At 61.3% G+C, this 18,698-nt stretch carries 16 protein-coding genes, 1 tRNA gene and 2 pseudogenes; 11 read left to right on the top strand and 8 right to left on the bottom strand.

All coding sequences use genetic code 11. From position 1 onward, the window contains the following. Positions 1-184: 184 nt before the first annotated feature. From MESOP_RS12835 to MESOP_RS33585, 7 genes and pseudogenes are all read left to right on the top strand, one after another. Entirely contained in the window at positions 185-895 is a 711-nt protein-coding gene (locus MESOP_RS12835; protein WP_013893755.1) for a GntR family transcriptional regulator, read from the top strand. 57 nt (positions 896-952) lie between these two features. Then, the gene (locus MESOP_RS12830; RefSeq protein ID WP_013893754.1) at positions 953-2,119 is read left to right on the top strand and encodes a mandelate racemase/muconate lactonizing enzyme family protein; all 1,167 of its coding nucleotides are present in this window, start codon (positions 953-955) and stop codon (positions 2,117-2,119) included. A 60-nt stretch (positions 2,120-2,179) separates the two neighbouring features. Next, positions 2,180-3,538 (top strand): mandelate racemase/muconate lactonizing enzyme family protein, encoded by a 1,359-nt coding sequence (locus tag MESOP_RS12825; protein WP_013893753.1) that lies wholly within the window; start codon positions 2,180-2,182, stop codon positions 3,536-3,538. A gap of 45 nt (positions 3,539-3,583) precedes the next feature. Continuing rightward, on the top strand, positions 3,584-3,910 hold the full coding sequence (locus MESOP_RS12820) for an NIPSNAP family protein (RefSeq protein WP_013893752.1): 327 nt from the start codon (positions 3,584-3,586) through the stop codon (positions 3,908-3,910). Positions 3,911-3,918: 8 nt separating this feature from the next. Beyond that, positions 3,919-5,115, top strand: a complete 1,197-nt coding sequence (locus tag MESOP_RS12815; RefSeq protein ID WP_013893751.1) for a mandelate racemase/muconate lactonizing enzyme family protein — start codon at positions 3,919-3,921, stop codon at positions 5,113-5,115. Between the two features lie 335 nt (positions 5,116-5,450). Further along, positions 5,451-6,125, top strand: a complete 675-nt coding sequence (locus MESOP_RS12810; protein WP_013893750.1) for a GntR family transcriptional regulator — start codon at positions 5,451-5,453, stop codon at positions 6,123-6,125. 46 nt (positions 6,126-6,171) lie between these two features. Continuing rightward, positions 6,172-6,432, top strand: a pseudogene (locus MESOP_RS33585) (SDR family NAD(P)-dependent oxidoreductase); the annotation flags it as partial. Positions 6,433-6,743: 311 nt separating this feature from the next. Here the strand turns inward: MESOP_RS33585 and MESOP_RS33580 are convergent. Continuing rightward, entirely contained in the window at positions 6,744-7,355 is a 612-nt protein-coding gene (locus tag MESOP_RS33580; RefSeq protein ID WP_013893749.1) for a hypothetical protein, read from the bottom strand. Positions 7,356-7,509: 154 nt separating this feature from the next. Here MESOP_RS33580 and MESOP_RS36155 point away from each other — a divergent pair, with 154 nt between their 5' ends. After that, a complete protein-coding gene (locus MESOP_RS36155; protein WP_245265078.1) occupies positions 7,510-7,740 on the top strand; it encodes a helix-turn-helix domain-containing protein in 231 nt (76 codons plus the stop codon). Here MESOP_RS36155 and MESOP_RS12795 read toward each other — a convergent pair. Further along, positions 7,737-7,934: a helix-turn-helix transcriptional regulator gene (locus MESOP_RS12795; RefSeq protein WP_013893747.1), complete on the bottom strand. Its 198-nt coding sequence runs from the start codon at positions 7,932-7,934 to the stop codon at positions 7,737-7,739. The two genes, MESOP_RS36155 and MESOP_RS12795, sit on opposite strands and share 4 nt — an antisense overlap. Positions 7,935-8,060: 126 nt before the next feature. After that, a pseudogene (locus MESOP_RS36745) lies at positions 8,061-8,327 on the bottom strand (hypothetical protein); the annotation flags it as partial. Between the two features lie 133 nt (positions 8,328-8,460). Between MESOP_RS36745 and MESOP_RS12790 the strand changes: the two are divergent. After that, positions 8,461-8,853, top strand: a complete 393-nt coding sequence (locus MESOP_RS12790; protein ID WP_013893746.1) for a hypothetical protein — start codon at positions 8,461-8,463, stop codon at positions 8,851-8,853. 35 nt (positions 8,854-8,888) lie between these two features. Next, positions 8,889-9,191 (top strand): hypothetical protein, encoded by a 303-nt coding sequence (locus MESOP_RS12785; protein ID WP_167313551.1) that lies wholly within the window; start codon positions 8,889-8,891, stop codon positions 9,189-9,191. Between the two features lie 56 nt (positions 9,192-9,247). Here the strand turns inward: MESOP_RS12785 and MESOP_RS35580 are convergent, their stop codons facing one another. From MESOP_RS35580 to MESOP_RS12770, 3 genes are all read right to left on the bottom strand, one after another. After that, positions 9,248-9,472: a hypothetical protein gene (locus MESOP_RS35580; protein ID WP_167313550.1), complete on the bottom strand. Its 225-nt coding sequence runs from the start codon at positions 9,470-9,472 to the stop codon at positions 9,248-9,250. A gap of 149 nt (positions 9,473-9,621) precedes the next feature. Continuing rightward, positions 9,622-9,698, bottom strand: a tRNA-His gene (locus MESOP_RS12775). Between the two features lie 351 nt (positions 9,699-10,049). Beyond that, positions 10,050-10,508: a phasin gene (locus MESOP_RS12770; RefSeq protein ID WP_013893743.1), complete on the bottom strand. Its 459-nt coding sequence runs from the start codon at positions 10,506-10,508 to the stop codon at positions 10,050-10,052. Positions 10,509-10,758: 250 nt separating this feature from the next. On the opposite strand from MESOP_RS12770, the gene MESOP_RS12765 reads away from it, so the two are divergent. Then, the gene (locus tag MESOP_RS12765; RefSeq protein WP_013893742.1) at positions 10,759-14,682 is read left to right on the top strand and encodes a PAS domain S-box protein; all 3,924 of its coding nucleotides are present in this window, start codon (positions 10,759-10,761) and stop codon (positions 14,680-14,682) included. A 290-nt stretch (positions 14,683-14,972) separates the two neighbouring features. Here MESOP_RS12765 and MESOP_RS35030 read toward each other — a convergent pair whose 3' ends face one another. Both MESOP_RS35030 and MESOP_RS12760 read right to left on the bottom strand, forming a co-directional pair. Next, entirely contained in the window at positions 14,973-16,325 is a 1,353-nt protein-coding gene (locus MESOP_RS35030; RefSeq protein WP_013893741.1) for a hypothetical protein, read from the bottom strand. A 346-nt stretch (positions 16,326-16,671) separates the two neighbouring features. Then, positions 16,672-18,630 (bottom strand): acetoacetate--CoA ligase, encoded by a 1,959-nt coding sequence (locus tag MESOP_RS12760; protein ID WP_013893740.1) that lies wholly within the window; start codon positions 18,628-18,630, stop codon positions 16,672-16,674. Positions 18,631-18,698: the final 68 nt, after the last annotated feature.

Below are 18,698 nucleotides of genomic sequence, written 5' to 3'. Positions count from 1 at the left end.
GGTATCCTCCCTGGTTCTCCGCCCTGCGATCGCGAGGATGCCCTTTTTCGGCACGGGTGTACCCTCTCGACCATTTAGTACGTTTTCAGATCGTTGATTGTCTGTCAACGCACAGGATCGTACATTGTTTGTGAAAGCCGTGTGTGATATCGGGCAAAGTGTGTATTGACCTGAGGAGCCGGCCTTGGCCGAAATAGATGATTTCAAAGCCATGCCACCCGATGGGATCGATCCCATCGGGGCTTCCAGCGAGGGCGCCTCGCTTTATGAGCGGATCAGGGAAGACATCATCGAGGGACGGCTCGCCGCCAACGAGCGGCTAGTGGTGACCGATCTCGCCCGGCGCCACGGGACCTCGACCAATCCCGTGCGCGAGGCGTTGCAGCTGTTGCGTGGGGAGGGCTTTGTCACCTTTGTCGCCAACCGCGGGGCGCGTGTGCGACCCATAGATCAGGATTTCGTCCGCGATATCTACGAGATCGGTGTCTTGATCGAGCCTGCCCTGACGCGATGGTTCGTGAATATGGCCACCGGTGAGGACATCGCCGAACTCGAACGTCTCCAGGGCTTGATCGAAGAGAACAACTTCGCCGACACGTTCAGGCACAGCGAGTTGGATACCGCCTTCCACACCGTGATGTACCAGCGGCATTACAACCGCCATGCCGCCGAGCTTTGGTGGAAGCATCGCGAAGTGCTGCGAGCCGTGAGCAGGCGTTTCAATTTCACGCTTGCGCGGCGGGCCGCAATCATGCGCGAGCACCGCGAACTCATTGCGCTGGTGAAAGCGGGAGAAGCCGACAAGGCGGCCGAACTCGTCTCCCGCCATGTCGAGGGTTCCGGCCGGCATGTTCTCGAACAGATGCGTGCGCGCAACGCAGCCCGGGCCGGATAGGACAAGAGGTCAAGTCCAGAACGTCGCGCCCCGACATTTCAGACAAAGGGAGTTGAGATGAAAATCACCAGCGTTCGGCCGTGGCTGATCAAGTCCGATGCTTCCTATTGGGGAGAGTACCTGTTCGTCGAGGTGACGACCGACGAAGGGGTAAGCGGCTGGGGAGAAATCACCACCACGACTAGGCTCGCCAACCGCGCTCTTTGCACGATCCTGCGGCAGATCGGTGTCGCCATGACAGGTGAGGATCCAGCGCGTATCGAGTATCTCTGGCACAAGATTTTCCGCAGCTTCACTTATATGGGCAGCCGCGGCGCCGCCGTCGAATGCGTGAGCGCCATCGACATAGCCTTGTGGGACATCCGGGGCAAAGTCTTGGGCAAACCGATCTATGAGTTGCTGGGCGGGCCGGTGCGTGATGAAATCGCTCTCTACACTCATCCCAACCAGGCCAAGTTCACCAGCAAGGACGCGGTAGTCCGCGAAATCTTGGACATCGTCGAATCCGGACATACCGGGCTAAAGTTCGATCCTTTCCCCCACCAAGGTCGCACCGCCGATGGCTTGGCGCGTGAACAGCGGGACGGCTATCTCGACGGCAGCATGACTCGCAAGGACGAGCGCGAAGCGGCCGAACTTACGGCGCTGATCCGCGAAACGGCAGGCCCTGACGTCGACATCCTCATCGATGCGCATGGCCGCTTCGATGTCCCCACCGCCATTCGCCTCTGCCGGAGCCTCGAGGAAGCCGGCCAGATCGACTGGTTCGAGGAGCCTTGTCCGCCCGAGAGCCTGAACGCCCTCAAGCAGGTGCGTGAGAAGGTCAGTGCCGCTATCTCGTGGGGCGAGCGCGGCCACACGAAATGGGATTTCGTGCCGGTTCTCGAGAACAGGCTCGCCGACTACATCATGCCGGACGTCACCTGGACCGGCGGTATTACCGAGCTCAAGAAGATTTCAGCCCTCTGCGAGGCCTACTACATCCCGGTCTCGCCACATGACGCCGCGGGCCCGATCAACGTGGTCGCGGGAGCGCAGGTGATGATGACCGTTCCCAATTTCTACAAGCTCGAAACGTCGGAGTGGAACCTGGGCAAATACGATCATCTCATCGACAGACCGCTCGACGTTTCGAACGGCAGCCTCAAGCTGACGGCGAAGCCTGGTCTCGGTGTCGAGATGAACCGCGACTATCTGCAGGCCCATGAGATTGAGCTGAGCTAGCAAGGCTCCATGCCTGCCAGCGTTTGGGGCGACAAGCCCCGACCAGAACGAGGACAAGTCATGCCAAAGACGGACGGAGCCGGCGAGGCTCTCAATCGGGTCAACACGAACTCCAAACCCTCCGACCTGCGCATCACCGACCTGCGCGTCGCCGAGATCGTCGGCGCGCCGTTCACTTCCGCGCTCATCAAGATCTACACCAATCAGGGCATTGTCGGCCTGGGCGAAGTGCGCGACGGCGCCAGCGCGACCTATGCGCTGATGCTCAAGAGCAGGTTGCTGGGCGAGAACCCCTGCGACGTCGACCGGCTGTTCCGCCGCATCAAGCAATTTGGCGGCCACGGGCGGCAGGGTGGCGGTGTCTCGGCGGTCGAGATCGCGCTTTGGGACCTTGCCGGCAAGGCCTATGGCGTGCCGATCTACCAGATGCTCGGGGGACGGTTCCGCGACAAGGTGCGTGTCTATTGCGATACAGACGCGGAGAAGCCCAGTGGCACCGAGACCGGCAAGCGGCTCAAGGCGCGGATGGATCTCGGTTTCACCTTCCTCAAGATGGACCTCGGGCTGACGCAGATCTCCCACATCCCAGGCGCGGTGGTCGCGCCGGCCGGCGTGCTCGAGGGTTTCCGCGGGCATGCCGCTCGCGGCCGGGCACGCACGCTCGACGAGCGCCGGGCGCGCAACGCAGCCTATGACGCGCAGAACGTGCCGCATCCCTTCACCGGCCTCCATTTCACCGAAAAGGGCATCGACCTGCTCGACCGATATATTCACGAGGTCCGCGAGGTGATCGGCTACGAAATCCCGCTCGCCATCGACCATGTCGGCCACATTTCGCTGCAGGACGGCATCCGTCTCGCCCGGCGGATCGAGAAATACGCCCCAGCCTGGCTCGAGGACGTGATCCCCTGGCAGTACACCGAGCAGTATAGCCAGTTGCAGCAGGCGACGTCCGTGCCGATCTGCACGGGCGAGGACATCTACCTCAAGGAAGGCTTCGTGCCGCTGCTCAAGGCCGGCATCTCGGTCATCCATCCGGACCTGCTGACCTCGGGCGGCATCCTCGAGACCAAGAAGATCGGCGACGCTGCCCAGGACCATGGCGTCGCCATGGCCATCCACATGGCGGAAAGCCCGATCGCCGCGATGGCCGCCGCGCATGTCGCGGTGGCGACGGAAAGCTTCATGGCGCTCGAATATCATAGCGTCGAAGTGGACTGGTGGGACGATATCGTCACGGGCCTGCCCAAGCCGCTGGTCAAGGACGGGTTCATCGCCGTGCCGGACAAACCGGGGCTGGGCATCGACGACGTGGTCGACGAAGTCATCAGCCAGCACCTGCAGGAAGGCGTCAAAGGCATCTGGCAACCGACCGATCACTGGGATGACGAATATTCCTGGGATCGGACCTGGAGCTGACTCTACACCTCTTCCAGGAGGGAGAGGTGAACACAAGGATCGACCATGATCTACGAACTTCGCATTTACGACTGCCTGCCGGGCCAGCTGCCGGCGCTGCTCAAGCGTTTCAACGACCATACCTTGGCGCTGTGGGATAAGCATGGCATCCGCCAGGCCGGCTTCTTCACCACGGTGGTCGGCGAAAGCAGCAATCGACTGACGTATTTCGTCGCCTGGGAATCCCTTGCCGAGCGCGAAGTGAAATGGAAGGCCTTCACCACCGATCCGGCATGGCTCGAGGTCCGCGACGAGTCCGAGCGCGATGGCCCGATCCTGGTCAATATTTCCAGCCAGTTTCTCGCGCCAACCGCCTTCTCGTCGGTGAAATAGAGGACGTCATGAAGATCACCGATCTCCGGTGCGCCGTCATCGGCAAACATCCCATCGTCCGCATCGTGACCGATGAAGGCCTCTATGGCCTGGGCGAGGCAGAGTACACCAAGCCCTATCTCAAACCCTGGGTCCTGCATTTTCGCGAGGCGCTGATCGGTGAAGACCCGACCGATGTCGAACGCTGCATGCTGAAGATCCGCCAGCGCGGTTCGTTCAAGCCCTACGGTGCCGCCGTCAGTGCCATCGAGCACGCGCTCTGGGACATCGCCGGCAAGGCGGCAGGCGTTCCGGTCTACAAGCTGCTCGGCGGCAAGGTGCGCGACAAGGTGCGGGTCTATAACGGCTCGATCCGCAAGAAGCGCACCGGCGACCAGCCCGAAGACTACGCGGCCGACGTCAAATGGATGATGGAGCGGCCGGAAAACTTCTTCATGGTCAAGCAAGGCATCTCCTTCCACTCCAACATGAAGACCAGCGTGCCCGACTTCCACTATGGCGTGCGCCAACCGCCGACCTATCACGGCGCGATGGACCAGGGCCAGATCAGCGAGCGCGGCATGGCGCACATGGTCGAATGCGTCATCGCCATGAAGGAGGTGCTCGGCGACAAGGTCTCCCTTGCCCTGGATTGCGGCCCCGGCTGGTTCCTGCCGGACGCAATCCGCTTCGCGCAGGCGGTGGAAAAATACAATCTGATGTGGCTCGAGGACATGCTGACGGGCGACTACGTGCCATGGGTCAATCCGCAGGCTTACCGCGAACTCACGACATCCACCTCCACCCCCATCCACACGGGAGAGCAGATCTACCTGCGCCATAATTTCAAGGAACTGATCGAAACACAGGCGATCCGCGTCATCGGCCCGGACCCCGCCGATATCGGCGGCATCGCCGAGCTCAAATGGGTGGCCGAGCATGCCTACATGCATTCGATCATGATGGCACCGCATGGCACGGCAAACGGTCTGCTGGGCCTCGGCGCGCTGATCAACGTCTGCGCCACACTGCCCGCCAACTATATCGCCTTCGAATATCCCAGCGCCTCCGACCCCTGGTGGGAGGATATCGTTGTTGGCCTGCCGACGCAGATCGTGAAGGACTCGATGATCGACCTGCTCGAGGCCCCCGGATTGGGCCTCGACATCGATGCCGCGGGCGCGAAGAGACGTCTCAAGGACGAGGACGCCGGCTTCTTCGATTGAATGCCCGCAGCGCGGACCTCGCGGATGCGATCCTCGTCGGCAGCATCTTGGATCCGCCAGACCCGGCTAAGCAGCTAAATCACGCAAGTCGCCGCGGAAGACGGAGAAGGCCGGCCCGGCTGAGCGCGATCCGCCTTCGGCCGGAGTGCTCGCCTATCGGCATGCGGCTCGGTGCAAGCCTTCCCTTGCGGGTCGAATTCCTCACTGCGGATAGCGACTATTGCGACTGCGCAACCCCTTCCATCGTCGACGAACCACGGCTCGCATTGGATGCATCGCGATTTACATTCTAGTATAATCTGATCATTTCTGGTGAACGAAGCCACGGATTTGCCATGGACCTGGATCCTTCGACCCTCAATCGGGCTCTCCCGCTCCGCGATCAGATCTATCAGAAGATCCGCAACCTGATCGTCGTCGGTCAGATGAAACCGGGGGAAGTGATCAACGAGGTGGCGATCGCCGAAGCCCTCGGCGTCTCGCGCACACCGGTGCGGGAAGCCGTCAAGCGCATCAGCGACGAGGGTCTCGTCAAGATCCTGGCGCAGACCGGCACCTATGTCGCGCCGATCAGCCGCGCCGACCTGGAAGAAGCCTATGTCATCCGTCGGGCGCTGGAGATGGAGAGCGCGCGGCGCGCGGCCGTCAAGCTGACACCGGCATCGGCCGAACTGCTTGAAGACAATATGGCGGCGCATCGGCTTGCCATATCGCGCGGCCGATATGCCACCGCGATACAACTCGACGATGTCTTCCACCGCACCATCGCCGAGATCTGCGGCCTGCCGATGATCTGGCGCGCCGTCGACATCTCCAAGGCGCAGATGGATCGCGGCCGTTACCTCGCCATTCCCAAGCCCGGCTATGGCGAACAGACGATCGAGCAGCACGAGGCCATCCTCGACGCGCTCAAGCGCCATGACGCCGAGGGGGCAGCGCAAGCGATGGAACACCATATCGAGACGTCGTTCCGCAACACGCTCGAAGTCGCGGCCGACCTACTCGGTTGAGGCGGCCCGCCCGGCAGGTGCACCAAGTCGGAAGCGCTCGGTCATGGCCGCCGTCATCGGCATGACCAAGTCGCTCGGCAAGGAACTGGCCCAGTACGACATCGCGGTCAACTGCATCTCGCCGGCCACCGCGCAGACGCGCATCCTCGAACAACTGCCGGCCGAGCACATCGAATACATGCGCTCGCGCATCCCGCGCGGACGCCTGCTGGAGGTCGACGAGGCCGCCGCCATGGTCGTCTGGCTCGTCTCCAAGGAGAACAGCTTCACCACGGCCTCGACCTTCGATCTGTCGGGTGGACGAACCGGCAGCTATTTTCCTCGGTCAATCCTGTCCCAGGTAAAGAGGATACGGAAGAAGCCGCCGAGATTTTCGACGATTTGCCGAGCATCCTCCGTTGACAGCGACCGCCCCATGCGTGCCTCTAGCAAGCGAACAAGCGGGCTGATCGTTCCAAGAATTCTTCATCAATGGCGCGCTGACGCGAAAACAGATCGCTCACGGCCTTGCGCTCAGCGCGCGTCCCGCAACGTACCGCGCTGCTTTCACCATTCCCGCTCAGTCCTATCTGCATTGGAACAGGGTCTCCGAAATCGCTCAGCGCCAAATCCCGTATCCTATCGCTGAGTTTCTTTCTCTATTCCGCGTCTATGCAAAAACTGGGAGCCACGGCCCAAATGAAGGAAGGCGGTCCGCTTTTCCAGACCGATCAGGTCGGCCGCCATCGCTTGATATCGCCTGCAGTCCGCCTGAACGACGGTTCGCTCAGGCCGCTCAAGTGGCAGGCTCCCGGCGATTTCCTTCAAGTCGGCAAGGACCGAAGCAATATGCGGCCAGGGAAAGTCCGTTGGATCGTCGATGTCGCGGTCTGCGCCGGCGATGACTTCGAGCTTGGCGACGACGCCAAGAAGCGATTGCGCATGTATGTGGGGAAGTTTGTCTTGGAGCTTCAAGGCAGCGGTCGTGGCCTCGACCTCCGCTTGGCAAGCGATCGAATAGCCGGCCTTCGTACCTTTTGCTTCCGGGTCTACAGCGTCGAGAATGCGCCTCTCCAGGCGCTGCTGAAGTCGGCATAGAACCCGCGAAACATGCTGTGCCCGCAACCAGCCTCGTAGCAGTAGAATCGCGGGGTCTTTATCGTCGAAACTCTCAGACGCATTTGCCGTCTGCCGATCGCGCCGGCTATAGGTGACGAAAGGCAAACTCGTGCTACTGTCGGAATCAGTCATGATCCGAGCTCCTAACAGCTTGGGGCGTGGCAAGGCTGCTGAGGGTGGTCGTAACACCATCAGCAGCCGCAGTAAGCGACTCCCATAATCGTATCAGGGTTACGATATCTCAAGTGGCGAAGCAGATCAACATAAATCGTAACGCTGTTACGAAATGAACATCATCCAGTGCAAGATGGCGCGGGTTGCCCTCGGTTGGGGGACGAGAGACTTGGCTCGGAATGCTGGAGTTTCGCCTGATACGGTCGCCCGGTTTGAGCGGGGAGAGCAACTCAAGGGCACTACCGTCACAGCACTCCGGACCACATTTGAAGCCGCTGGGATAGAGTTCATTCCAGAGAATGGCGGCGGCCCTGGCGTTCGTTTGTCTCGCAATCAAAGCTAACGCTCTTTTCGCCATGCAACGGGATCAGCGATCCATCGGTTCACATCGGATTCCCGCCAGCCCGCCCCAGTGATGCTTATCTTGATCTGGGCCGGGAACGAGCCTTCGGCGATCTTGCGATAGATGGTTGAACGGGACAGGCCGGTCCGGGCAAGGACGGTTTTGAGGCGCATGATATGATCCGGCTCGGGCATAGCTTGCCTGCACTTCAGTGGTTTTTGCTGAATTCTGCTGGACAGACAGGACGAACCCATGCCGGAGACAATCAGGTTGTCGCCTCAGCCGCCTAAGGCGTTGAAACGGCGGCAAATCGGCATGCCTTAGATCCCAATGCCCCGCCCCTTAACGATGCCATGGCTGAATGCGAGTTCCTCGCCGAGGCGCCGGCCAGAATCGCTGTGGATCCCGAGCTCGCGCTTGCGGTTTGCCAGTAGGGATTCAAGCTGCGGACCGCGTTCGATGCTCTTGGCCATATCGGACATGGCCGAACGCGTCGACTAGTGGCCGGACATGTTACCGGCCTGATATTGCTCCTGGCTTATCCGATCGAGCTTTTGCCAGCGTTCCACGAAACGGTCGCCTCCACGTGTGCATCGCAGATGTCAGGCGGCTTGCTGCTGGAGCGAAGGCAGGCAGGTCAATTGCCTCGTCTACCGATGAGGCTCAGGACGAACGGGCCGTTCGCCTCACTTATGAATTGTCGGCCGCGATGACGGCTTCATGACGCCACCGGACGACAAGTCTCATTGGATTGCTCACGTCAAACCATCGACGTACCCGGGTCCGATCTCGTTCACGCAGGATGCAACGGCGGTCTCGGTGGTCGCTCCCGATCCGCTTGCGGATGCGATCGCCGACTACCGTGCGGGGATGGCTGCTTTTGCCGCGATCCCTAGCGAGCTGATCGATGTAGAAAACGAGGAAAGTCATGTCATGGCCACCTATGGGCCGGCGCACGATAGGCTTTGGCATGATTGCCCGCCGGCGACAAGCCTTCGCGGCGTGGCAGAGGCGATCCGCTACACACTTCAAGAGGATTGCATTGTCTGCTCTAGCGCTGAGAACACGCTGGAAGCGGCCCTGGCCTTCCTTGTGAAGGAGCACGGCCCATGAACGTGGTAGGCAAGCGAAAGCGGGACGCAAATCTCTTGCGGCTGGAGGCCGAGTTCAACGCCGCCGACGCGCGGCGCCAGAGGGCGACGACAAGGACTGCGGAGCTCGAGGCGGATGCTGATCGCCTACAAGCCCGCATAGGCAAGGCCGAAAAGAAGGAGGCCAAGAAAGCCGCGGCGACGGCTCACGCGTTTCAGCGTGTCATGCGGACTCGCGCACAGAGCCTGGAGGGCTTGCTGGCGAAGGTGCGAGTTCGGCGTCTCTGGAATACAGACGATGAGGTCAGCGAGATCATGATCCTCAAGAGCCTTGTCGACGACATCGTCGCTCAGGCCTGATCAAACCTGCAAATTTGCATCTTTGGCCCGCTGCCTCACGGTGGCGGGCTTATCTCTCATTTCGGTTGCTTCTTACTGCCGTAAGGGCTCTGATTAACAGGCTTCAGCGAAATGTCTTCATCCGAAGCTTTGCCCTGGATCGCGGCCGGTGTGCGCTCCATCTTGAGAGCGATCACTCTCGTCGGCGTATTCTCCTTTGCGAGCTGCTTCAGTATTTTCACCTCATCAGAAGTCCATGGCTTCCGGTGCTGTTTAGGTTCTTTTGGTGCTTGCCCTCCCATGTCGCAATTCATGTCGCATGGACTCGCCGAGTCTGACAGGAAACCCTCGGAAATCAATGGTAGCCCGTTGCAACACGATGCAACATGAAAAACCGCAATGGCGGCCCATACGTCATGCGGCAAGATGCTGAATTTATTGATAAAATCTATGGTACCGTTGGCTGGGATCGAACCAGCGACCTCCGGATCCACAATCCGGCGCTCTAACCATCTGAGCTACAACGGCACGTTTGCCTGAGCAGATCGGGGTGGGAAGTCCCGACGATCTGCTCTGTCGTTCGGCGATGCGTCCTTACGGGCTTATGGATTCTAATTCAAGGCTTTTGGAAAGCAAAGGGCAGTTCCCCACATCTCGCCGCAACGACGCTGGTTTCGCCGGGCAAAGAAAAAGGCCGGCGGGAGGAGGTGCCGGCCTTTTCCTGTTACGAGCCAGCGGGAGGAGGTGCTGGCCGGTCACCCCGGGAAGCAGAGGGAGGAGGTTCCACTCGCCGGGTATTCGTTGATGGCTGTCATCATACGCTTTGTTGGCTTGAAGAAAACGCGACCTTTTGTTGCATCTTCCAACCAAGCGCAAATATTAGGCAGCCTTAATGTCCTTCACGGCCTTCTCGAAGGCGGTCTTGATCGGCTTGGAGACGTCTTCGGCCGCCTTGGAGGCAACAGCCTGGAAGTCCTTGGCCTGCTCGACGGTCATCTCGACGCGCTTGCGCAGGAAAGCGGTCTGCAGCTCGACGACTTCCGACAGCGACTTGGCGCCGATCAGGGCTTCAAGGTGCGAGAAGCCGGCTTCGGCATTGGCGCGCAGCGCCGCGATGGTCTTGAGCGACAGGTCGCCGGAAACAGTCTTGGCGGTCTCGTAGGTCGACTCCAGAGCCTTCTGGGTCTCCTCGGCGCCGGTCTTCAGCTTGGCATAGGCCTCTTTCGACTGCTCAACGCCCTTTTCGGCGAAAGCGCGGATCTGGTCGGTGGCCTTGGAAGCGTCGAAGCTCGGGAATTCAACGTTTTCGATCGTCTCGGCGGTCTTGGTCCTGGACATTTTCCATCCTTTTCAGCGGCAGCGGCTTTGACAGAAAGCCGTCTCGTTCATGTATGATGGCAATATAAAGGCAATTTTTGTGCATTGCAATATCTTTGTTGCACTGCACAAAAAAATTGTTTTCCGCCGTTAACCAAAAGCCCAAATTCCAGCCTTTGCACGTTCTGGCTTGTGGACCTTCGCGCCTCCGGCTTTTATTAACAAAGTGTTAACTGCAAATTTCGCCGCTCCGTGAGGGTTCGCCAAGCGCATGCCGTCCGAATACTCCTTCCTCGATGTCGCCGTGCTCGACGCGGTCCGCCAGCGGTTTGCCGCCGGCGACGCGATCGCGATCCTGTCGGTGGATCTGGAACAGGTGATCTGGGCCAATGGGCCGGGTGCCGCCGCGTTCGGCTATCCCGACATCGAAGCCATCATCGGCGCGTCGGCGCGGCTGCCGCTGATCGCCCGCCGCCAGATCATGGCGACCAGCGGCTTTCCCGAGATCGGCAGCGACCGTGCCATCACGGTCCGGCTGGCAACCGGAATGACCAGCCGCGCCGCCGGCTTCCTTGCCAGCGCCGTGACGCTGCCCGATGACGAGAAGGCGATCATGCTGGCGGTGCCGGCGGCCCAGACGGGTTCGCGCAGTGCCGCCGAAATCGCCAACCGGGCGATCAGTGGGTTTACCGAAGACGGTCATTTCATTGCCTTCATCGATGCCGAAGGCAAGGTCGAGGCAGCGTCCGAGGGCTTTGCGGCGCTCGGCATCCAGCCCGAGACGCTCGCGGCCCTGGTGGCCGACGTGGCTGCCGAGAGCGAGCGCATCGTCAAGCGCCTCGTTCCGGGCGGCAAGACATCCTACCCGGCCGGCCTCGCCCGGCTGACGCCGGAGCGTCATCTCCTGGTGGTGATCGACGAGAATCAGCTCGAGGAGAGCGGCGCCACCGAAGGAGCGCCGGCGGACGACCGCTCCGACGGAGTGGCCGCTGGCGCCGCCGTGCAATCCCAACCCGAGCTGGACAACGAGCCGCAGGCAGAGACGGTGGGCCAAGAACCCGGCCGTGCCGGAGCCGCCGCTGAAGACATAGTGGAACCGGCAGCGCGGGAGAGCGCGGAAACGGCCGGGCAGACACCGGTCGCGGCAAACAGCGACCAGCCGCCGACAGGTGGAACGCCGTCGCAGCACGACCACTGGTACTTCAATGCCGACGAGGACGATGGGCGGCCCGCGCCTGCGGCGCCCGACCCGGAAACCGTGCCGGGACAGACCGCCGCTGACGCTGCCGTCGAAAAAAGCGGAGCGGATGGCATCCAGGCAACCTCCCCGACTGTCCCGACCGCAACCCCGGCTGCCAGGACGATAGACCGCTCGGCGGCGCCGATGCGTTTCGTCTGGCGCACCGACGCCGAAGGTAAATTCAGCACGCTGTCACCGGAGTTCGCCGATATCGTCGGCCAGCCGGCCGCCGATGTGATCGGCCGGCGCTTCAGGGATGTCGCGGCGGCCTTCGGTCTCGATGCGTCCGGCGAGATCGCCGGCCTTTTGGAGCGGCGCGACACCTGGTCCGGCCGCACCGCGCTGTGGCCGGTCGTCGGCACCGACCTGAAGATCCCCGTCGACCTCGCGGCTTTGCCTGTGTATGGCCGCAGCCGCGCTTTCGAAGGCTTTCGCGGCTTCGGCGTTGCCCGCCCCAGCGACGCCGTCGTCGACCCCGAAGCGATCGGCATGGCACTTATGCCCAACGGCAAGGCTCCGGCGGCGCCGGAAGCTGTCGAACCTGCCGCTGAAGAGCCGAAAGCCGGCGAACCGAAGGCGGATCCGTTCAAGGGCGAGGTACCGGCGCTGACCATCGTGCCGAAACCGGAGCGGCGCTTTGCCGACAAGGTAATCCGGCTGGCTGAACACCGGCAGCCGGTCAATGACAAGGGGCTGTCGACCCTGGAACGCAGTGCGTTTCGCGAGATCGGCGAACGGCTGAAGAAGGACAGTTCGACGGCCGAGCCGCCGGAGGCTGAAAAGCCCGGCGTCGAAAGCCACCCCGCGGAGCCGGCGGCGGCGGCACCCGCTGAACCCGTGGCGGAAGCACAGGCGCCGACCGCGAGGACGGACGCTCCAGTCGATGCGGCCGGCGGGGTTTCGGAGGCAGATACCGCAACGCCACCCGAAGAGCCGAAGGATGCCGGCGAACACCCGGCGACAGAGCCCCAAGGCGACCCGGCCCTGGCCGAGCCCTCCGAGACCGAGGTGGACGCCGAGGACGAAGCGGATCTTGCGCGGCTCGACGGCGTGGACGAAGCAGTTCGTGCGGAAGACGACACCTCGCCCGGCGCAACCGGCTCGCTGCTCGACTATGCCGACCAGAGCGAACCCGGCCCCGTCGCGGACAATGACGAGCCTGCCGTCTCCGAACCGGCAGCGGCGGAACCGGAGAGCACCGAGCCTGTCGCGACGGACGCCGAACCGGTTGGCGCGGACATGACGCATGAGCCTGTCGACGACGACAGCATGACGTCAGCCGATTTTCGCGACGCCGAGGACAATGAGGATTGGGCCGGCAGCGAGGAAGGCGCCGCGCCCGACGTGCAGGCGGCCAGTGACGGGGCAGAGGCCCACGCCGAGCGGCCGCGCCTGCAGGTGCCACCGCTCAAGACCGAAGGGTTCACGCCGTCTGCATTTTCCGTCGGCGACGAAAGCAAGGCTCCGGACACCTTGCTGCTCGGCAAGCTGCCGGTGCCACTGCTCATTCATTCGGGCGACCAGTTGCACTACGCGAATGAGGAATTCCTGAACCTGACCGGCTACGCCGCGCTGGACGATCTCGAGGATGCCGGCGGCCTGGGCGCGCTGTTTGCCGACCCCTACGCCGAGGACGGCGTCTCCGACGGCAGCGACCGGGCGCTGCGGCTGAAGACGCGCGATGGGCAGGAATTTCCGATCGACGCCATCCTGCGCTCCGTTCCCTGGCGCGACGGAAAGGCACTGATGCTGGTCGTGCGCCGTTCCGGCGAGGATGAGACGCCTGTAGCTCTGCATGTGGTCGGTGATGAGCCTACACAGCCCGACATTTCCGAACTCAAGGCGCGCATCGCCGAAATGCGCACCATCATCGATACCGCCACCGACGGTGTCGTGCTGATCGGCACTGACGGCACCATCCGCTCGATCAGCCGCCCGGCCGAAGCGCTGTTCGGTTTCGACAGCGACGAGGTGACCGGCAAACCGTTCGCATCGCTGTTTGCCATCGAAAGCCAGCGGGCGGCGCGCGACTATCTCACCGGACTGTCCGAACCGGGCGTGGCGAGCGTCCTGAATGACGGCCGCGAGGTCATCGGGCGCGAGGCGCAGGGTCGCTTCATCCCGCTGTTCATGACCATCGGCCGGCTGCCCAACGACAGCGGCTTCTGCGCCGTGGTGCGCGACATCACCCAGTGGAAGCGGGCGGAGGAGGATCTCACCCAGGCGCGTGCGGTGGCCGAACGCGCCTCCTCGCAGAAGACCGATTTCCTCGCCCGCATCAGCCACGAGATCCGCACGCCGCTCAACGCCATCATCGGCTTTTCCGAACTGATGGTCGACGAGAAGTTCGGGCCTGTCGCCAATGACCGCTACCGCGACTATTTGCGCGACATCAACCGCTCGGGCAACCATGTGCTGGATCTGGTCAACGACCTGCTCGACATCTCCAAGATCGAGGCCGGCCAGCAGGAGATGGCCTATGAGGCGGTGTCGCTTAACGACACGCTGGCCGAGACGGTGGCGATGATGCAGCCGCAGGCCAACCGCGAGCGCGTCATCATCCGCTCCAGCTTCGCCTCGCGGCTGCCGGAAGTGGTGGCCGATTTGCGCAGCGTGCGCCAGATCGCGCTCAACATCCTGTCCAACGCCATCCGCTATACCCAGGCCGGCGGCCAGGTGATCGTCTCGACCGCCTATGAGACCTCGGGCGACGTCGTCATGCGGGTGCGCGACACAGGCATCGGCATGAGCCAGGCCGAGATCGAGCAGGCATTGAAGCCGTTCAAGCAGATCAACGCCCTGAAGCGCGGGCGTGGCGACGGCACCGGACTGGGCCTGCCGCTGACCAAGGCCATGGTGGAGGCAAACCGCGCCCGGTTCACCATCAATTCGACGCCGGGAGAAGGAACGCTTGTCGAGGTCGCTTTCCCGTCGACCAGGGTGCTCGCTGAATAACAGGTCGGGCAGCCAGAAGGTCGGGCAGCCAGCAGCCAATTCCGGCAAAAAGAAAAGGCGCCCAAAGGACGCCTTAGAGATGGAATTGCTGTCACAACGGGGCTTGAGCGAATTCAGATCCTCCGGGGGCTGAGGAACGGGATTTCTCCCTCAAGTTACATGCGACTATCGACGCCGGGCCTTAACAAGTCCTTACCGGCGCCGCGGAAAATTTACGAATGTGTACCACTCATGAAATCTAGGTAAATTCGCACGACATATTTGGTTAACCATGCCGGGCGGGGAGGCGGCTAAGCGATCTCCACACGCGGACCTTGCCAGTCTAGAGGCTCAATGCGGATCGCGCGACTTTTTAGAAAATTGCGTACAGGCTCCACGAGGTGAGATTTCAGATCTTCGCTTATTTCGCTCTCCGTCAGCTCAATCCGGACGGTTGTTGTTACTGACACTTCGGCAGCACGACGGAGCATCCGCTCAGCATCGACGGCCAGGATGAGAGATATTGCAGCTGCGATGTCCGGCAATGTGGTGAGTTCAACCCATTTACGACTCCGATGGAGTTCGAGATCGCCAAAGCTTGCATTGAGAGTCCAAGCTGTTCGATTGGTATCAATTTTACGTCGAAGAACTACACTGGTCCCCCACCATTGCGTTGCGTTGATCACACAGACAGCGCTACGTCCATCAAGGCCTCCAATCTTTAGCCGTTTAGGTTTCCAGAAATCGTCGTTCAGACGAAAATTGTCACCTACAATGCGCAAACCCTCGGGATAGTGCGGAAACAGCTTATGCGCGTCATCAGTCCAACCCCTAAAGATATGGTATGGCGAAACCATCCCCCACGTCGAAAACCCGGCAACCCATCGGGCATCCATTGGCCGAATTGTACGTGGCGTTAAATCTGGCATTTCTGCAGGCAAATTGTGCTCTCCATCGCGTCCGGTTGACTGAGGATGGCGAGGCAGAATGGGGTCATTGACCTGCCCACCTCTCTCCCGGTCAAAGATCAGACGGCAGGGAACACCCAAGGAGGCAAGATTTTCAATACCATCTTGTACACCGGCAAGAAGAGGGTGCCTACGGGAGCCGTATAGAGCACGATTCGTAACCCAACTTTCCTTCGCCCAACGCCTATCCCAATATTTTGGAGCCTCGGGATAGGTGGATAAGATTTTGTTGAGATGACGCTGCATTTCCTCATAGTTGCCAACAAACTCCGGTCGTCGGACCGTCTCAAGCGCTAGGTCAATGTCGCCAACACTTTCTTGCTCCCTCATGACACTGCCGAAAAGCCAGACCTTGTTGACAAATCTAACGCTTCGCTGGCCTTGATTAAGTTCACTCACGCGGCGGAGGAAGTCGTTTAGCAATGTTAGAGCCTTCGCGAGAGGCGTTCGCTGTTGTGCCTTCGCGCGAGCAATCGCTTCTCCTATCTCGGTGGCTTTGAGGGTCTCTGGGTCAATGAGTCCTCTATCAAAGCATTCTTCAAACACAATCGCCCCATCGCGGCGCATCGGAAAAACCGATTTTAGATCAATCAAATTGGTCGGCGATTCTGTTCTTCCGAACCCCCGCAGCGCCTCTTTGAAGACAACGGGCCGGTATCCCGCGATCCAGAAGTTGCTATCTAGACTTATCCCCACTCAATGTTTCCCGTTAGAACGCGGCGTAGCTTACCTTGTCTTCAACTGATGCTTAAGGCAATAAAATCTAGCAATATCTCTATCTTCGACCATCAAATTTCAACTAAGAAAGCGTGACCATTGCGGCGCCAAACAGCTCAAACCCGCCATATTCTGGCCCGTCCAACCCGCTTAGGCACAGAGACACAAATTTTGAAAGAACTCAAAGCCTTCTCTCCCTCAAGCTCAGGAAAGTGAACTAGAGGGGAATTTCCAACATGGAAGCGAATTGGCGTTACTTGACCGTCGAAACAGTGACGTTTATTCCCGCCGACGATGCCCGCTAGCGGGTGCTGCCGCGCCGTCTCTAGTCTGCCAGCTGCGGCAGGTCGCGGAACAACTCCAGTGCCTCTGGATTGGCGAGCGCTTCCTTGTTCTTGATGACGCGGCCGTGGACCACGTCGCGTACTGCGAGCTCGGTGATCTTGCCAGACTTGGTGCGGGGAATGTCTGACACCGCGACGATCCTGGCCGGCACGTGGCGCGGGCTGGCGCCGCTGCGGATTTTCGCACGGATGCGTTTTTCGAGTTCCTCGTCGAGCTGCACGCCGGCTGCAAGGCGCACGAACAGCACGACCCGCACGTCATTGTCGAAATCCTGGCCGATGCACAGTGCCTCCAGGATCTCCGGCATCTGCTGAACCTGGTTGTAGATCTCCGCCGTTCCGATCCGCACGCCGCCCGGGTTGAGCGTGGCGTCCGAGCGGCCGTGGATGATCATGCCGCCATGGCCGGTCCATTCGGCGAAATCGCCATGGCACCAGACATTGTCGAAACGCTCGAAATAGGCGGCCCGGTATTTCTTGCCCTCGGGATCGTTCCAGAAGCCGATCGGCATCGCCGGAAAAGCCTTGGTGCAGACCAGCTCGCCCTTCTCCTGGCGGACCGGCCTGCCGTCATCGTCCCAGACGTCGACGGCCAGGCCAAGGCCAGGCCCCTGGATCTCGCCGCTCCAGACGGGTTCGATGGGCACGCCGAGCACGAAACAGGAGACAATGTCGGTACCGCCGGAAACCGAGGCGAGATGGACGTCCTTCTTGATGCCGTCATAGACGAAGCGGAAATCCTCGGGCGACAGCGGCGAACCGGTGGAGGAGATCGCCCGCACCGTCGACAGATCATGGCTGCGGATCGGCTTGAGACCAGCCTTGCGCACCGAATCGATGAACTTGGCCGAAGTGCCGAAGAAGGTCATCTTCTCGGCATCGGCGAAATCGAACAGCGTGTTGCCGTCGGGGTAGAAGGGTGAGCCGTCATAGAGCAGCAGCGTCGCGCCCGAAGCGAGGCCCGACACCAGCCAGTTCCACATCATCCAGCCGCAGGTGGTGAAATAGAAGAAGCGATCGCCGTCGATGAGGCCGGCATGCAGCCGGTGTTCCTTGACATGCTGGATCAGCGTACCGCCGGCCGAATGGACGATGCATTTGGGAACGCCGGTGGTTCCGGACGAAAACAGGATGTAGAGCGGATGCGAAAACGGCAGCGGCTCGAAGGTGACGGGCTTGACGGCGAAGGGCGAGAGCGCCTCTTCCATCGCCACGGCCTTGTCGATGGTCGCGGCCACATCGGCAGAGGTGCCGAGGTAGTCGACGACCAGGACCTTGCGGACGGTGCCGAGCCTGGCCGCGACCGCCGCGATCTTGTCGGCGACCTCGATCGCCTTGCCATTGTACCAATAGCCGTCGGGCGCGATGAAGACGACAGGTTCGATCTGGCCGAAGCGGTCGAGCACGCCCTGCTCGCCGAAATCGGGGGAGCAGGAAGACCAGACGGCACCGATCGAGGCCGCGGCCAGCATTGCGGCAATGGTCTCCGGCATGTTGGGCATCATCGCGGCAATGCGGTCGCCCTTCTTCACCTTGAGCGACAGGAAAAGCTGCTGCAGGCGCGAGACCAGGCCATGCAGTTCGCTCCAGGACAGCCGCCGTTCGACCTTGTCCTCGCCGCGAAACACGATTGCCTCGCCCGCGCCGGCCTTCTTCAACAGGTTCTCGGCGAAGTTCAGCGTGGCATCGGGGAAGAACGATGCGCCGGGCATCTTGTCGCCGTCGACCAAGGTGCGCTCGCCCATTTCGCCGACAATGCCGGAAAAATCCCACACCAGGCTCCAGAATGCCTCGCGGTCCTCGACCGACCAGCGGTGAAGCTCGGAATAGGAAGGAAACGCTGCGCCGGCTTTCGCCTCCGCGGCCTTCATGAAAGCGGTCAAGGGCGCGGCATCAATCTGGTCTTGTGTCGGGGTCCAGAGCGGTACTTCGGCGGCCATGATCGATCCTCCCAAGGTCGTCACCGCTTATGCATATCGCAGCGCAGCAGAGCAAGATTTTGTTCGGC

The sequence above is a fragment of the Mesorhizobium opportunistum WSM2075 genome (assembly GCF_000176035.2).
GTDB classification, from domain to species: domain Bacteria; phylum Pseudomonadota; class Alphaproteobacteria; order Rhizobiales; family Rhizobiaceae; genus Mesorhizobium; species Mesorhizobium opportunistum.
The sequence above is the reverse complement of the archived record's forward strand: the minus strand, read 5'-3'. Positions and strand labels throughout refer to the sequence as shown.

What these genes read in the sequence shown, in the direction of transcription:
- MESOP_RS12765 (WP_013893742.1), top strand. Translation starts at nt 10,759, where the DNA reads ATGCCGTCCGAATACTCCTTCCTCGATGTCGCCGTGCTCGACGCGGTC.
- MESOP_RS12830 (WP_013893754.1), top strand. Translation starts at nt 953, where the DNA reads ATGAAAATCACCAGCGTTCGGCCGTGGCTGATCAAGTCCGATGCTTCC.
- MESOP_RS12760 (WP_013893740.1), bottom strand. Translation starts at nt 18,630, where the DNA reads ATGGCCGCCGAAGTACCGCTCTGGACCCCGACACAAGACCAGATTGAT.
- MESOP_RS35580 (WP_167313550.1), bottom strand. Translation starts at nt 9,472, where the DNA reads ATGGGAGGGCAAGCACCAAAAGAACCTAAACAGCACCGGAAGCCATGG.
- MESOP_RS12825 (WP_013893753.1), top strand. Translation starts at nt 2,180, where the DNA reads ATGCCAAAGACGGACGGAGCCGGCGAGGCTCTCAATCGGGTCAACACG.
- MESOP_RS12820 (WP_013893752.1), top strand. Translation starts at nt 3,584, where the DNA reads ATGATCTACGAACTTCGCATTTACGACTGCCTGCCGGGCCAGCTGCCG.
- MESOP_RS12810 (WP_013893750.1), top strand. Translation starts at nt 5,451, where the DNA reads ATGGACCTGGATCCTTCGACCCTCAATCGGGCTCTCCCGCTCCGCGAT.
- MESOP_RS36155 (WP_245265078.1), top strand. Translation starts at nt 7,510, where the DNA reads ATGAACATCATCCAGTGCAAGATGGCGCGGGTTGCCCTCGGTTGGGGG.
- MESOP_RS12770 (WP_013893743.1), bottom strand. Translation starts at nt 10,508, where the DNA reads ATGTCCAGGACCAAGACCGCCGAGACGATCGAAAACGTTGAATTCCCG.
- MESOP_RS12795 (WP_013893747.1), bottom strand. Translation starts at nt 7,934, where the DNA reads ATGCCCGAGCCGGATCATATCATGCGCCTCAAAACCGTCCTTGCCCGG.
- MESOP_RS12815 (WP_013893751.1), top strand. Translation starts at nt 3,919, where the DNA reads ATGAAGATCACCGATCTCCGGTGCGCCGTCATCGGCAAACATCCCATC.
- MESOP_RS33580 (WP_013893749.1), bottom strand. Translation starts at nt 7,355, where the DNA reads ATGACTGATTCCGACAGTAGCACGAGTTTGCCTTTCGTCACCTATAGC.
- MESOP_RS12790 (WP_013893746.1), top strand. Translation starts at nt 8,461, where the DNA reads ATGACGCCACCGGACGACAAGTCTCATTGGATTGCTCACGTCAAACCA.